The organism is Mesorhizobium sp. P2_A12, assembly GCF_056405075.1.
On sequence record NZ_JBFUCU010000005.1, the window covers coordinates 156,700 to 170,557 of the forward strand.

Here is a 13,858-nt window from a genome sequence, read left to right on the forward strand (position 1 = left end):
GGCGCCTACGCCGGGCAGCGCTTCGACCTCAGCGTTCCTTGACGTAGGGCACGCCGCCGGCGCGCGGCGGGATCGCCTTGCCGATGAAGCCGGCGAGCAGGATGACGGTGAGGATGTAAGGCAGCGCCTGCATGAACTGCACCGGCACCTTGCCGATGATGGGCAGCGGCGAGCCTTGCAGGCGGATCGCCGCCGCGTCGAGGAAGCCAAACAAGAGGCAGGCGAACATGGCGTTGACCGGCTTCCACTTGGCGAAGATGAGCGCGGCCAGCGCGATGTAGCCCTTGCCGGCGGTCATGTCCTTCACGAACCCGCCATTCTGCACCATCGACAGATAGGCACCGGCGATGCCGGTCAGCACGCCGGTGCAGATCAGCGCCCGGTAGCGTAGCCAGGCGACCGAAATGCCGGCGGTGTCGACGGCGGCCGGGTTCTCGCCGACGGCGCGCAGCCTGAGGCCGAAGCGGGTGCGAAACAGCACCCACCAGGTGAACGGCACCATCAGGAAAGCGAGATAGACCAGGATCGAGTGGCCCGACAGAAGCTCGGCATAGATCGGTCCGATGATCGGCACGTCGTGGATCGCTTCGGCACCCGGCAAAGTGATGGCCTCGAAGCGTTCGCCCGGTTGCAGCGCCGGCGTGCGCCCGCCTTGCTGGAACCACGCCTGGCCGAGGATGATGGTCGACCCGGCGGCGACGAAATTGATCGCCACGCCGGAGACGATCTGGTTGCCGCGGTGGGTGATCGAGGCAAAACCGTGGACCATGGCAAAGGCGACGGAGATCAGGATGGCCATGCCGAGGCCGAGAAAGGCCGAATGGAACACGGAAGCGGCCGCGGCACCGGCGAAGGCGCCAACCAGCATCTTGCCTTCGAGGCCGATGTCGAAGATGCCGGCGCGTTCCGAATAGAGGCCGGCAAGGCAAGCGAGCAGCAGCGGCACCGAGAGGCGGATGGTCGAGTCCAATGTCTGGACGATTGCGTTGAACACGTCCATCTCAGGCACCCTTCCCTTTGACCGCTTCCATGCCGACCGATCGCGGACTGAACGAGGCGAACAGCGCCTGGATGTAGGGCCTGAACATGTGCTCGAGGGCACCGGCGAACAGGATGACCAGACCCTGGATGATGACGATCATGTCACGGCTGATCGCCGGCATTTCGAAGGCAAGCTCGGCGCCGCCCTGGTAGAGCATGCCGAACAGGATCGCCGCCAGCACGATACCGACCGGGTGCAGGCGGCCCATCAGCGCCACGGCGATGCCGACGAAACCGGCACCACTGACAAAGTCGATCGCGACATTGTGCTGGTCGCCCATCACAGGGTTGAGCGCCATCAAGCCGGCCAGTGCGCCGGAGATCATCATGGCGGTGATGATGATGCGGGTTTCCGAAATACCGGCATAGCGTGCCGCCTTCGGGCTGTTACCGTAGGTGCGCATCTCGTAGCCGAGCTTGGTGCGCCAGATCAGCAGCCAGACTAGAAAGGCCATGATCAGCGCCAGCAGGAAGCAAACATTGAGCGGCGCCGAGCGGATCTTGGCGCCGAACAGTTCGATGATCCAGTTGAGCTTCGGCAATTCCGCGCCGGCGAGGAAGTTGCGCGTCTGCGGCGCTTGCGACCCTGCCGGCTTCAAGGGGCCGACCAGCAGGTAAACCATGATCGACGCGGCGATGAAGTTGAACATGATGGTGGTGATGACGATGTGCGAGCCGCGCTTGGCCTGCAGATAGGCGGGGATAAGCGCCCACAACGCGCCCACGACCGCCGAAGCAACGATGGCCAGCGGAAATGTCAGCCACCATGGCAGCACGCTGTCGAAGGAAAGACAGACGACGGCGATGCCGAGGCCGGCGATGTAGGCCTGCCCCTCGGTGCCGATGTTGAACAGGCCGCAATGCGCTGCCACGGCCACCGAAAGCCCGGTAAATATGAAGGTGGTGGCATAGAAGAGGGTGAAGGCAATGCCTGTGCCCTTGCCGAAGGCGCCTTCGACCAGGATGACGGCGGCGCGCAACGGGTTCTCGCCGACCAGAAGCACGACGAAGCCGGCGACGACGAAGGCAACGAACAGGTTGATCAGCGGGATCAGGCCGTAGTCAGCCCAGGCCGGCAGTTTGGCGTAAGGCGTGCTCATTGGGCGGCCTCCTGATGTTCGACACCGGCCATCAGCAGGCCGAGTTCGCCCTCGGTCGCTTCCGGGCCGCGCTCGCCGACGATGCGGCCGGCAAACATCACCAGGATGCGGTCGGAGAGCGAACGGATCTCGTCCAGCTCGACCGAGACCACCAGCACCGCCTTGCCCTGGTCGCGCATGGCGATCAGGCGCTTGTGGATGAACTCGATGGCGCCGACATCGACGCCGCGCGTCGGCTGGCCAACGATGAGAACACCTGGGTCTTGTTCCATTTCCCGCGCCAGCACGATCTTCTGCTGGTTGCCGCCGGAGAAATTGGCGGTCTTCAGCCGCGAGTCGGCCGGACGGATGTCGTATTTGACTATCTTATCCTTGGCATCGTTGCGGATGGCATCGATGTTGAGGAACGGCCCTTTCAAATAGCGGGGGTCGTCGTGATAGCCGAGGATGGAATTCTCGTTCTCCTCGAAGGCCAGCACCAGCCCGACGTGATGGCGGTCCTCCGGCACATGGGCGAGCCCGCGGTCGCGCAATTCGCCCGGATCGGCGGCACCCGTCAGGTCGATCGGCTTGCCGTCGAGCATGACCGAGCCGGAAACGGCGTGCCGGATGCCGGAAATCGCCTCGAGCAGCTCGGATTGCCCGTTGCCGGCGACGCCGGCGATGCCAACGATCTCGCCGGCGCGAATGTCGAAGGAGATGTCGTCGACCATGGTGACGCCGCGCGTATCCTTCACCGTCAGGTTCTTGACTGCGAGCTTCACGGCGCCGGCATCCGCCTCGCCCTTTTCGACCCTGAGCAGCACGCGCCGCCCAACCATCAGCTCGGCCAGTTCCTCGACGGTGGTCTTCTTGGTCTCGCGCGTCGCCACCATCGTGCCCTGGCGCATGACCGACACCGTGTCGGTGATGGCCATGATCTCGCGCAATTTGTGAGTGATCAGCACCACCGTCTTGCCCTGTTCCTTCAGCTGCCTGAGGATGCGGAACAGATGGTCGGCCTCGGCCGGGGTCAGCACGCCCGTTGGCTCGTCGAGAATCAGAATCTCGGCGCCGCGATAGAGCGCTTTCAGGATTTCCACACGCTGCTGCAGGCCGACCGGCAGTTCCTCGATGATCGCATCGGGATCGACTTCCAGCCCGTATTCGCGTTCGAGACGCTCGAGTTCGGAGCGCGCCTTGGCGATGCTCCGCTTCAGCAGCGCATCGCTCTCGGCGCCCAGGATGATGTTTTCCAGCACTGAGAAATTGTCGACCAGCATGAAATGCTGATGCACCATGCCGATGCCGAGCGCGATGGCGTCATTGGGTGTCTTGATCGAGGCCGGCTGGCCGCCGACGCGGATCTCGCCGCTGTCGGCTTGGTAGAACCCATAGAGGATCGACATCAGCGTCGACTTGCCGGCGCCGTTCTCGCCGACAATGCCGTGGATGGTGCCGCGCGCGATCTCCAGATTGATGTCGCGGTTGGCGCGCACGGCGCCAAAACTCTTGTTGATGCCGATCAACTCGATTGCGGCTTGCGCCATGCAGCCTGTCCCACTCTTATTTTTTATCGCTTGGTCAAAACGCCTAGCATGACACTCCGCCCGTGCCAATTGGCGGAGCATTGGTCACTCTCGACAAATCCCGGTGTGCTTGTCAATTTCCAACGTGGCCGGGGCCTTCACATTCGCTAATATGGCAAAGCCGAACCTCGCATCGCGGCACAAGGCATCGCGATGCAAGGCACTGCGCAGCGAGACATTACGCTGCGAGGCAATACGCTGCGAGACTGGGGACTTTGAATGATCATGCCCGCCGACCGGCTGACGACGCTAGAGATCCGTGCCGCCGAACAGGAGAAGACCATCGAGGAACTGTCAGGCCAGATCGCCGAGCAGTGGAAGGTGATCGAGCGCATGCAGCGCAAGCTCGACGCGCTGACCGACCGTTTCCTGGCGCTGGAGGAGCAGGCGGCGCCCGACGTGCCTGTAACCAAGCCGCCGCACTGGTGAGGAAAAAGGGGAGGGGGAAGTCATGGCCAGTGAAAGCGATCGCATCGCGCGGGCAGGCGACTATGTGCTCGGCCTGATGAACGACGCGGACCGCGAACGGGCCGAGCGCGATCTGGAGATCGATCCCGCCTTCCGCAACGCGGTCGTGCAACTTGCAGAACGCATGCACGTCTTCGACCGTGCCGAACCTGCGGGCGGCGAACAGCGTTGGACGGAGATCACCCAGCGCATTGCCGACCTGCCGCAGATGCGCAGTTCTGGCCTGGCCGGCCACGATGCCAAATCACCGACGGTGATCCGAAGCCTGTCCCAGCGGCCGCACGGCATCGGCCTGCACGCGCTCGGAGGCCGGCGCGGATTTGTCGTCGCTGTCGGGGTGATAGCTGCCTTCGCGCTGGGTTATCTGGCGGGCAAATTATAGGCCAACAAAAAACCGCCGGGCTTGCGCCCGGCGGTTTGCAGATCATGGCTGTACGTCTGTGCCGCTCAATACGGGCAGGCGTTGTCAGCGGTGTAGTCGTGCACCTCGAGCTTGCCGGCGATGATGTCGGCCTTGGCCTTTTCGACCGCCGCCTTCATCTCGTCGGTCACCAGCGCCTTGTTGTTGTCGTCCATGGCGTAGTCGACACCACCTTCCTTGAGGCCGAGATTTTGCAGGCCACCCTTGAAGGTGCCGTTCTTGCCGTCCATGAAGGCGGTGTAGACGGCAACATCGACGCGCTTCATCATCGAGGTCAGCACCTTGCCGGGCTGCAGGCCGTTCTGGTTGGAATCGACACCGATGCCAAGCTTGCCGGCATCCGCCGCCGCCTGCAGCACACCGACGCCGGTGCCGCCGGCCGCGGCGTAGACCACGTCGGAGCCCTGGTCGATCTGCGTCTTGGCGATCTCGCCGCCCTTGGCCGGGTCGTTCCAGGCAGCCGGCGTGTCGCCGGTCATGTTCTGGATCACGTCCGTGGCACCGGCCGACTTGGCGCCGCCGACATAGCCGCATTCGAACTTGCGGATCAGCGGAATGTCCATGCCGCCGACGAAGGAGACCTTCTTCGACTTCGAAGCCATCGCCGCCAGGATGCCGACCAGATAGGAGCCTTCATTCTCCTTGAATACCAGCGAGCGGACATTGGGCAGATCGACGGCATCGTCGATGATGGCGAAGTTGAGGTCAGGATATTCGGTCGCGACCTTCTTCAGTGCGTCCTCCCAGGCAAAGCCGGCCATGACGATCGGGTTGCGGCCGTCCTCGGCGAAGCGGCGCAGCGCCTGCTCGCGCTGCGAGGCGTTGGACACCTCGAACTCGACATAGGCGACGCCGGTTTCGGTCTTGAATTTCTCGGCGCCATGATAGGCAGCCTCGTTGAAGGATTTGTCGAACTTGCCGCCGAGATCATAGAGGATGGCCGGCTGGACATCCGCGGCGAAAGCCGGAAGAACCATTGCGGTTGCGGCCAGGAGGCCGAGAACGATACGTTTCATGTGATCCACACCCTGTCGGTTATTTTTTCCGTTACGCGCCGCATGCCGGCCCGGTTCTCCGGCAGGCATACGACATCAGCCAGGAGTGTATTCCCCTCCCGCTCGGCGGCAATCTGGCACGGCCCGAAACAAAATTCACGCGGAATTTTGACCTTTTGGAAAAGCATGGCGCGGGCAGCCGCACCGTGGCTCGATCCTTGCGCCAAAGGCTTCAGGCGGAGATGGCAGCCGGGATGCAAGGGATGCCGGTGCCCTTGAGGTTGCAAGTGCCGTAAGGGTTCTTCGCGAGATATTGCTGGTGGTCGCCTTCGGCGAAGTAGAATTCAGGCGCCGGCGCGATCTCGGTGGTGATCCTGCCATGGCCGGCGCGGCGCAAGGCGGTTTCGTAGGCATCGCGCGAGGCGCTCGCGGCCCGCAATTGCGCATCCCCGAATGTGTAGATCGCGGAGCGGTAGGTGGTGCCGACATCATTGCCCTGGCGCATGCCTTGCGTCGGGTCGTGGCTTTCCCAGAACAGCTTAAGAAGCGTGGCATAGGAGACGATTTTGGGGTCATGGACGACCAGCACCACTTCGGCATGGCCGGTAAGGCCGGTGCAGGTTTCCTGATGGGTCGGATTGGGCGTGATGCCGCCGGCATAGCCGACCGCGGTGACCCAGACGCCTTCGAGCTGCCAGAACAGGCGCTCCGCGCCCCAGAAACAGCCGAGCCCGAACAGCGCCGTCTCAAAGCCTTCGGGATAGGGGCCCTTGAGCGGCTTTTTCAGGACATGATGCCTGGATGTCGTCGGGATCGCCCGGGCGCGGCCAGGCAACGCCTCGGACGGCTTCGGCAGATTGAGCTTCTTGTTCAGCATGTCGCTGAGAAAGAACATGCGCGATCTCCGATGGTGGGACACAAGAAGCGGTCTTCGTTCGAGCATCGGATTTTACCAAAAACCGGTGCCACTTTTCGGGTCTGTCCCTCTCCCACTAGGTGGAGGCGAATTGTCCGGGGCGTCGTTGCCGCCTGTAGCCGATCGCATAGAGCAGGAGGGCCAGCACCGCGAACACGACGAAGCCCGGCTGGTTGAGCACCCAGGCGATGGCGACGTCCCACAGCAGCGGACCGGCCTTGGTTCGCACCAAGGTTTCGAAGGCGGCCCGGGTGTCGGGCGAGACCGCCAGCCAACTGGCGTTGAGCGGGGTCAGCACCAGCGCCGAAGCCGCCACGGTGCGCGTCGCGTCGAGCACCGCCATGATGACGGAAATCGACAGCGCAATCATTGCGGCAAGACGAAAGACGAAGCGAAACATTCAGGGACCTTTTCCTCCCGGCCTGGTCCTCAAGCTCTTCCGAGGGCCTTCCGGTTTCAAACCAGAGATAGAATGCGCATGCCTGGTTCGCAATCGCCATACGCGAATTTGAAGCCCGGCCTATGCCGCCGGCTTGTGTTTGCGCCGATGGACGCGCCAGACGGCGAAAAGTCCACCAGCGATCGCGCCGACGACCAAGCCGGCCAGACCGATGAACACGGCAAAATAGCCGCAGGCACCCTCGAAGCAGCTCATATCGGTGGCATCGGCAATCACCGAGCCCGCGAAGAATCCACCCACGGCGCCGATGACCGCGCCGAGGATGATGCCGAGCAGGACGGCGACAACCGAGACGAAGACAGGCGGGCTTTCGGTTTCAGGATTGGCATAGACGGTCCCGGCTTCTGAACCGCGGCGCAGCAGATAAATGCAGAGAACGCCGATGGCGATCTCGGCAGCGGTGACGACAAGCGCCTGGCCTGAGAAGACGAAATCGGAAATCGTCAGCACATAGGCCTGCCTCGCCAGCAGCCAGATGATGGTGGCGACCTGCCAGATGGTGAAATGGCGCGGGAAGCGGGCCGAGCGGCCGAAGGCGAGGCCGAGCAGATAGAGCCCCCACAGGATGGTGATGATGTCGACGGCGAGGCCGCTATAGACGAGATAGAAGACCTTGTCCGGCAGGCCGTAGTCGCCGACCAGTCGCCATGCGGAGATCAGGCCGTAGACCGCCCACGCCATGACGAAGATGAGCCATCCCGGCGGCACGAAGGACAGGCCGCTGTCCGGTCGCCTCGCTGGCGTCTGTCCATTGCTCGATGTCATGTCCGGACAATGCCCCCGCAAAGTCTTTCCACCACGAGACAGGCGACCCCGGGCGAAGTCAAGCGCCGCCGGCCTTGCGACCTTGCCTGTGCACATCATTCGGGTGGCGGCGCCTCAAACGGAGGCGCCGTCAGTCTCGCGGAACGCTGTGTGGCCGGCAAAGCGAATAGACTGCCGTTATGGCTTGGCATTCGGCGCCGGATCGACTAGATGAGCCCCGCGCCTGTTGCTTCGACGGCTCAGGCGCAGGGGAAGGGCGTTCGCTGGTTGGCGACGCCGGCGCGGAATTCCACGCCACCGCCCCAAGGGAGGTGCATCTCCCCAACCCGCGCGGCGAAACCGGCCGGCGCGACATGCATGGACGGAGAGGTGGCCGAGTGGTTGAAGGCGCACGCCTGGAAAGTGTGTTTACGGGAGACCGTAACGCGGGTTCGAATCCCGCTCTCTCCGCCACCATCGCTCGACAACGCTTTGAAATCGCTGGTGATTTCTGGAGAGCCTAGGTCTCTCTGCTTCTTTCCCTGCTTGGCTGGCCTACTCAAACAGAAAAGTCCACAACGTGAGGCCGTGGGCCAATCTGAACGAAAATCAGAAGCCTGAGGAACCAGGAGCGGGGTGGAGCGTTTCCTCGCGTGCTCAAGAAAATCGCCCTAGCTACCGTCCTGATCCAGGTCGCCGCTGTTGCGGCGCTCATAACGCAGACAGTGCTCTTCACGTCAACCACCGCTACCCAAGCCGCGAACGTGCAGCCTCGCGAAACTGTTGCAGTCACAGGGAAAGAATGCGCTGCGGCGACGTGGCCAGATATTCCAAAGCATTGCCTGAAGCGAACTGACGCAAGAGTGCGCACGCTCGTGCTGACCGCGGGGCAATAGAAAAGCCCGCCGTCGTGGCCTCACTGTCATGGGAAAAAGATCTCCGTTGAAGGGGTTCGTCGCAACGAAGACTCTATTCGTGATCTCGATGCCGGGCCTCAACGGGGGAACGATCCGCGCCGTCATGAGTTAGCACTTCATGATGTACACCCCAGAGCACAACGAACGTGGCGCGATGGCCGATCTCGTAATCTTGGAACTGGCCAAGGCCAGACAGCGCGTCAAGCGGGCGGAGTCCGCCCTCAGGCGCGCCAAGGAAATGCTGGACGAAGACTGCGGAGTCGGGATCAATCTCGCGCTCTGCGGCAGAATACGGGCCGCTCAGCGGCGTGTGATCGAGGCCAGAGAGCGCCTGACGAAGATCGATCCACCGGCACTCGAATTGTAGTCCCATGATTTTGGGGTTGCCCCTTGATGATCGCGACCTTCAACCCTGATACCGCGAGAAACGGCGACGTCTATCGCACCGCAAGGTTTGCGATGCTGACGCAGCAAATGATGGGGCAGATCGAGCGCACGGACGCCTCGGCGCAGAAAGTCGAGCAAATGCTGGCAACATGGGTTGAAGCAAACGCGCTCGTGCGGCAGTAGGGCCACACGTCGGCGACAGCGCTATCGGCCAACTCCAGAATTCCCGATCCCGGTTTCGTGCAAGCGCTCGATGGCTTCGGCCAGGCAGCCATTGTTCGGCTAGCCGCCCGCGGGAAAGCATCAGGCGGATCGTGGCGAGCGCTTGTGCCGGCGCTGGGCAAGGTTGCATAGTCCAACAGGGGACTCAGCAGGTTGTGCGCATCGGCTCGGAGCAATCGTGATTGGACTTTATGATCTCTGGCCCGCCTTCGTGGTCGTCGCGCTGCTTTGGCCGCTTGCGGGCTTGCCGCTGTTTCAGCGGGTCGGCTTCGAAGCGACCACCGCCAGGGTCCGGGCGATCGACGGGATGCGAGGCTATCTGGCGCTTGCCGTCGCACTCCACCACGCCGTCATCTACCACGAATTCCTGACGACCGGCGCATGGAAGTATCCGCCCTCCGCTTTCTACGGCCTGTTGGGACAGGTGGGGGTGTCCTTCTTCTTCATCATCTCCGCCTATCTGTTCTGGGGGAAACTGCTGTCGGCAAAGGCCTCCGTGGATTTTCCGACCCTGTTGCTCAAGCGGGCTTTCAGGATCGGGCCGCTCTACATCTTGGCCGTCGGCGTGGCGATGGCTTTGGAGGTCGTTGACGGGCGGATCGATTATTCGACCTTCGCGACCTACGAGCGGGCGTTTTTCAATCTGCTGTTTGGTGTCTTTGGCTATGTCCCACTTTCGAATGCCCGCGTCTGCACATTGGCCTGCGTAACCTGGACCTTGCCCTATGAATGGCTGTTCTATTTCAGCCTGCCGATCGCAGCCATATTCAGCCGGCACCCGGTTACCCGCATAGGATTGCCGGCCGTTCTGCTGGCTTTTTCCATCCTCATGTCAATGGGTGGAGGCAGCGGCGCCTACTCCTATCTAGGACTTTTCGCAGGCGGCATGCTGTGCGCGACGCTTGAAGCAAACGCCCTGCTGGTGAAGATGCATCGGCACGTCCTGTCCGCCATCGCCCTGGCGCTGCTGGTGTATATTTTTGCCACCTACAGGGTTGCATATGCGCCGGGACCGATGCTGCTGTGCACCAGTGCCTTCTTCCTGATCGTCTCGGGCGCCGATTTCTTTGGCCTTCTAACCGCCACCCGTTCAGTGCGACTGGGCGAGATCAGCTATGGCATCTATCTCTTGCAGGGGCTTGCCTTCGTCTCGATATTTTCCATCACGCCCGTGCGGACCTTCGCCTTGGATAACGCCACCCAGTATTGGCTTGTGATCGTGATGGCGATGGTGCTTCTGCTCCTCATGGCGCTGGTCGCGCACCTTTCTGTTGAAAAGCCCGGCGTTTCGCTGGGAAACAGGCTTGCGACAGTTCTTCGCCTGTCGAACCAGCGTCAGGCACGCGAGGCTCCAGTCGCGAGTGAAGCAAGGTCCTGGCGGATGCCGTCAAGCCTCACGCGACAATCCGCCGACCGCTGATAGCGCCCGAGAGGGCTGTGCGGGCATTCCGGTCAAAGGATGACCGCCGCATTTCATATAAAAGCGCGCGGCCTGGAACCTCCTGCCGCGCGGCGCGTTTCACCGCGTCCCGTTCGTGGACCAGCCCGGATATCTCTCCTGGCGCTGCGATAAATCAGGAGCCCGTTTCATGCACGACAAGCTGTTTCATTCACCGGTCGCACTGACCGTCGGCCTTGGCTTCAAGCGCGAGATTGCCTCGCTGGCCGAAATGCACGATTTCCTGACCAATTGGACGACTTCCCGCCGCGGCCCGCTTTATCGCAACGCGATGAAGGCATGTGATCTCGCGGTTCCGGGTTATGTGACCATCGAGCAGGCGCGTTGTGCGCTGGTCGAATTTGCCCAGGCTTCCGGTATCCTGTGGCCGGATCTCGAGCCAACCGCGGGTGTACACGCAGTTGCCCGTGGTTATGGCGGCTACGCCGCCTGACGCCACCTCCCATCGTGGTGGCTAATCTATACCAGCCATCGCAGAAGCCCGGCTCGACCCAGCCGGGCTTTCGCTTTTTCAGGAGCCGCAGGAAATCACAGATGCGGGCTGTGTACCTTGCGCGACAATCATTGCGTCGAACGTGCGCGTCGCAGTGGCGGCTTGGGGCCTGTCGATGCCGGCTGGTCCGCCGACTGCGCGGCAAGGCGCAGAGCTCTTAGCCTGGCCGTCTTTTCCTCTCGCGCCGCTCGCTCGGCGGCGGTCACGATCAGCGACTCACGCTTGGCGCGTTCGTCGCGCTCCGTATCGACTTTCGCGCGATTCATATGCCGGTCCTTCCGCTGCTGGGACGTCGGTTTCGGAACCGTTGTCACCTCAATCAGTCTCCGCATGGTGCAGCGGTGCGGCGGCGGTGACGATTACAAATGATGGCCAGTGGAATCTTTCGGTCCGAGCCTTGGGCCGAGGCTCTCAGTCACACCACCCCGAAGAGACGACCAGCGATGCTTCGAAGACATGGCGCCCGCTCTCGTCCCGCACTTTGACGGTAATGACCGTGCGATCGTTCTCGATCATCTCGTCGCGGACGATGTCGGGCAGTATGCGTATCGCCTCTCGCCGCAGGCGTTCGCGCGTTTCGAACACCTGCCCGTCATCGTCGACCGTCAGACCGTCACCATTGTAGAGGTCGAGGTAATATCTGGGCATGATGCGCTGGACCTCCAGGTGATGATGTTCGCGAGAGATTCAACCGTCAATTCGCGGACCGAACTGTTGTTCCACCTGAGGTGGCGCTTGCCGGCGAATAAGTGCACTCTAACAAATGTTAATGCCTGGCCCCGTCCGAAGACCTAGTGCTTCCGCAGCCGCCCCATGCTTGCGCCAAACGAATTGGCGATCGGCTCTGAGCCCCTTCGCTGGAGATAGCGGTGCTTGAATCCCTTTATCTGAACCTTGGCCAGCACGACGCGCTCTCCGACGGCGAGAAAGCGTTGCTGGCCGGTGCCATGACCTTCGAAAGGCATTTTGCGACCGGACAGGACATTGTCGCCTCGGGATCGCGGCCGACTTACTCGACGTTGATCCTCGACGGCCTGGCGGCACGCTACAAGGTGCTGGAGAATGGCGGCCGACAGTTCACCTCATTGCAGGTCCCTGGCGACTTCGTCGATCTCCACGCTTTCCTGCTGAAGACCATGGATCACGGCATCGTCGCGCTCTCCCCTTGTCACGTCATCTTCGCCGATCACAGCCGGCTGCGTGCCATCACCGAGGAGGCACCGCACCTGACCCGGCTGTTGTGGCTGGACACGCTGGTTGATGGCGCCATCCACCGTGAGTGGATCGTGGCGATGGGGCGCCGTTCCAAGACCTCGCATCTGGCCCATCTCGTCTGTGAGCTTTTCGTACGCTTGCAGGTGGTGCAACGCACCCACGGCATGAGCTTCCATCTGCCGCTCTCGCAGGCCGAACTGGCCGACGTGCTCGGCCTCTCGGTCGTGCACATGAACCGCGTCATCGGCGCCCTGCGCAAGGTCGGCGTCGTCAATTGGGCAAGCCACACGGTGACCATTCTCGACTGGCACCGGCTGCAGGAAATCGCCGAGTTCGACCCGACCTATCTCAGCATGATGCGGGAACCGCGTTAGGTTGTTCCTGACGCGGTCGCCGATCATTGCTTTCGGTAGCTATGCTGCTTCTGCCGCCAGGTTGACGGCTGACTCCGCGATCTGCGTCAGCGCTTCGTCCGTAGCCTTCTCTTCCTTCAGCGTAGCTTCGAGAAGTGTCACGGCTTCGTTCAGGCCGAGTTCGCCGGCCCAGGTCCTCAGCGTGCCATAGCGCGAAATCTCATAGTGTTCGACCGCTTGCGCTGCGGCGAGGAGGCCGGCGTCGAGCGCCGGAGATTCCTTGTATTCCTCCATGATCTCGGCGCCTTCCTCGGTGATGCCCATGATGGCCGCACACGTCTTGCCGACCGCCTTCTTGCCGATGACGCCGAAGACCTTCTCCAGCCTTGCGACATGGCCCTCGGTCTCGGTGCGATGCTTTTCGAAGGCCGCTCTCAGGTCGGCGCTTTGCGCGGCCTTGGCCATTTTCGGCAGCGTCGCCAGGATCTTCTTCTCGGCGAAATAGATGTCCTTCAGGGTGTCGTGAAACAGATCGTCGAGCATTTTCTGCTTTGCCATGGTCGTCTCCTGTGGTGAGCCCTCAGGTCGACAATCTCGCATTGGAAGTTTTGTTCCGCTCGTTCCGGCAATGACGTCCCCAGCGACCCAAATTTGTTGGCCCGGGGCCGGCCACGAGCCGGGCGCAAAACCTTTATAAAATTCCTATTTCTTTCCTTCCAGTCCCGTCTCGAACCTTTATGGCGATCGGGTCCATATTCCGCCTTGAGCAAAAGTTGGCGCCGTCACACCTGAAGTATGGCGGGCCGCTTTTTTACGCAATCGCCGACCTGTTTACGCAATCGCCGACCTGCCTGTGGCAGGCGCTACGGTCGAAAGTAGAAGATCAGAAGCAAGGAACAAGCACAATGGACATCGTCGTTCTCGGGATCGGGATTTTGTTTTTTGCCCTGTCCTTCGCCTACATCAAAGCCTGTGACATTCTCTAACGCGAGGATCGTGAAATGCTCGTCGACTATATTCTCGGTGGCAGCGTGACGCTGTTCCTGCTCGTCTACCTGACATACGCCCTCGTTCGTCCAGAACGCTTCTGACGGCAATT

General features: G+C 62.0%; 19 protein-coding genes and 1 tRNA gene. 10 read left to right on the plus strand and 10 right to left on the minus strand.

Annotation, left to right across the window (positions count from 1 at the left end; genetic code table 11):
• Positions 1 to 28 precede the first annotated feature (28 nt).
• The 3 genes from AC1DZU_RS14635 to AC1DZU_RS14645 are packed head-to-tail and all read right to left on the minus strand — an operon-like array spanning position 29 to position 3,670.
• Positions 29 to 1,000 (minus strand): ABC transporter permease, encoded by a 972-nt coding sequence (locus AC1DZU_RS14635; RefSeq protein WP_477285729.1) that lies wholly within the window; start codon positions 998 to 1,000, stop codon positions 29 to 31.
• 1 nt (position 1,001) lies between these two features.
• Positions 1,002 to 2,141: an ABC transporter permease gene (locus tag AC1DZU_RS14640; RefSeq protein WP_477285731.1), complete on the minus strand. Its 1,140-nt coding sequence runs from the start codon at positions 2,139 to 2,141 to the stop codon at positions 1,002 to 1,004.
• On the minus strand, positions 2,138 to 3,670 hold the full coding sequence (locus tag AC1DZU_RS14645; protein ID WP_477285733.1) for an ABC transporter ATP-binding protein: 1,533 nt from the start codon (positions 3,668 to 3,670) through the stop codon (positions 2,138 to 2,140). The genes AC1DZU_RS14640 and AC1DZU_RS14645 overlap by 4 nt, the downstream gene beginning before the upstream one ends.
• A 261-nt stretch (positions 3,671 to 3,931) precedes the next feature.
• Here AC1DZU_RS14645 and AC1DZU_RS14650 point away from each other — a divergent pair, with 261 nt between their 5' ends.
• Together AC1DZU_RS14650 and AC1DZU_RS14655 are read left to right on the plus strand one after the other, a co-directional pair.
• Entirely contained in the window at positions 3,932 to 4,138 is a 207-nt protein-coding gene (locus AC1DZU_RS14650) for a SlyX family protein (protein WP_123151274.1), read from the plus strand.
• A gap of 22 nt (positions 4,139 to 4,160) precedes the next feature.
• Entirely contained in the window at positions 4,161 to 4,559 is a 399-nt protein-coding gene (locus AC1DZU_RS14655; protein ID WP_477285735.1) for a hypothetical protein, read from the plus strand.
• Positions 4,560 to 4,624: 65 nt separating this feature from the next.
• Here the strand turns inward: AC1DZU_RS14655 and AC1DZU_RS14660 are convergent, their stop codons facing one another.
• The 4 genes from AC1DZU_RS14660 to AC1DZU_RS14675 all read right to left on the minus strand — a co-directional run bounded on the left by AC1DZU_RS14660 (position 4,625) and on the right by AC1DZU_RS14675 (position 7,734).
• Positions 4,625 to 5,614, minus strand: coding sequence for a BMP family lipoprotein (locus tag AC1DZU_RS14660; RefSeq protein WP_477285737.1), 990 nt, complete (start codon positions 5,612 to 5,614; stop codon positions 4,625 to 4,627).
• A gap of 211 nt (positions 5,615 to 5,825) precedes the next feature.
• Positions 5,826 to 6,488 carry a peptide-methionine (S)-S-oxide reductase MsrA gene (gene msrA / locus AC1DZU_RS14665; RefSeq protein WP_477285739.1) on the minus strand — a complete coding sequence of 221 codons (663 nt, stop codon included), beginning with the start codon at positions 6,486 to 6,488 and terminating at the stop codon, positions 5,826 to 5,828.
• A 97-nt stretch (positions 6,489 to 6,585) separates the two neighbouring features.
• Complete coding sequence (locus tag AC1DZU_RS14670; RefSeq protein WP_477285741.1) at positions 6,586 to 6,909, minus strand: hypothetical protein; 324 nt, start codon at positions 6,907 to 6,909, stop codon at positions 6,586 to 6,588.
• 120 nt (positions 6,910 to 7,029) lie between these two features.
• Entirely contained in the window at positions 7,030 to 7,734 is a 705-nt protein-coding gene (locus AC1DZU_RS14675) for a hypothetical protein (RefSeq protein WP_477285744.1), read from the minus strand.
• 363 nt (positions 7,735 to 8,097) lie between these two features.
• Between AC1DZU_RS14675 and AC1DZU_RS14680 the strand changes: the two genes are divergently transcribed.
• The 5 genes from AC1DZU_RS14680 to AC1DZU_RS14700 all read left to right on the plus strand — a co-directional run bounded on the left by AC1DZU_RS14680 (position 8,098) and on the right by AC1DZU_RS14700 (position 11,131).
• Positions 8,098 to 8,187: transfer RNA gene (locus AC1DZU_RS14680), tRNA-Ser, on the plus strand.
• Between the two features lie 561 nt (positions 8,188 to 8,748).
• Positions 8,749 to 8,997 (plus strand): hypothetical protein, encoded by a 249-nt coding sequence (locus tag AC1DZU_RS14685; RefSeq protein ID WP_477285746.1) that lies wholly within the window; start codon positions 8,749 to 8,751, stop codon positions 8,995 to 8,997.
• Between the two features lie 23 nt (positions 8,998 to 9,020).
• Positions 9,021 to 9,200: a hypothetical protein gene (locus AC1DZU_RS14690; protein WP_477286090.1), complete on the plus strand. Its 180-nt coding sequence runs from the start codon at positions 9,021 to 9,023 to the stop codon at positions 9,198 to 9,200.
• A 250-nt stretch (positions 9,201 to 9,450) separates the two neighbouring features.
• A complete protein-coding gene (locus tag AC1DZU_RS14695) occupies positions 9,451 to 10,659 on the plus strand; it encodes an acyltransferase family protein (RefSeq protein WP_477285748.1) in 1,209 nt (402 codons plus the stop codon).
• 169 nt (positions 10,660 to 10,828) lie between these two features.
• Complete coding sequence (locus AC1DZU_RS14700; RefSeq protein ID WP_477285750.1) at positions 10,829 to 11,131, plus strand: DUF982 domain-containing protein; 303 nt, start codon at positions 10,829 to 10,831, stop codon at positions 11,129 to 11,131.
• 128 nt (positions 11,132 to 11,259) lie between these two features.
• Here the strand turns inward: AC1DZU_RS14700 and AC1DZU_RS14705 are convergent, their stop codons facing one another.
• Complete coding sequence (locus AC1DZU_RS14705; RefSeq protein ID WP_477285752.1) at positions 11,260 to 11,457, minus strand: hypothetical protein; 198 nt, start codon at positions 11,455 to 11,457, stop codon at positions 11,260 to 11,262.
• A gap of 145 nt (positions 11,458 to 11,602) precedes the next feature.
• Complete coding sequence (locus tag AC1DZU_RS14710) at positions 11,603 to 11,839, minus strand: DUF6894 family protein (protein ID WP_095084645.1); 237 nt, start codon at positions 11,837 to 11,839, stop codon at positions 11,603 to 11,605.
• A 221-nt stretch (positions 11,840 to 12,060) separates the two neighbouring features.
• On the opposite strand from AC1DZU_RS14710, the gene AC1DZU_RS14715 reads away from it, so the two are divergent.
• On the plus strand, positions 12,061 to 12,780 hold the full coding sequence (locus AC1DZU_RS14715; protein WP_477285754.1) for a Crp/Fnr family transcriptional regulator: 720 nt from the start codon (positions 12,061 to 12,063) through the stop codon (positions 12,778 to 12,780).
• A 39-nt stretch (positions 12,781 to 12,819) separates the two neighbouring features.
• Here the strand turns inward: AC1DZU_RS14715 and AC1DZU_RS14720 are convergent, their stop codons facing one another.
• Positions 12,820 to 13,317 (minus strand): YciE/YciF ferroxidase family protein, encoded by a 498-nt coding sequence (locus AC1DZU_RS14720; protein WP_477285756.1) that lies wholly within the window; start codon positions 13,315 to 13,317, stop codon positions 12,820 to 12,822.
• Between the two features lie 179 nt (positions 13,318 to 13,496).
• Between AC1DZU_RS14720 and AC1DZU_RS14725 the strand changes: the two genes are divergently transcribed.
• Both AC1DZU_RS14725 and AC1DZU_RS14730 read left to right on the plus strand, forming a co-directional pair.
• On the plus strand, positions 13,497 to 13,745 hold the full coding sequence (locus tag AC1DZU_RS14725; protein WP_477285758.1) for a hypothetical protein: 249 nt from the start codon (positions 13,497 to 13,499) through the stop codon (positions 13,743 to 13,745).
• 15 nt (positions 13,746 to 13,760) lie between these two features.
• The gene (locus AC1DZU_RS14730) at positions 13,761 to 13,850 is read left to right on the plus strand and encodes a K(+)-transporting ATPase subunit F (protein ID WP_095084642.1); all 90 of its coding nucleotides are present in this window, start codon (positions 13,761 to 13,763) and stop codon (positions 13,848 to 13,850) included.
• Positions 13,851 to 13,858 lie beyond the last annotated feature (8 nt).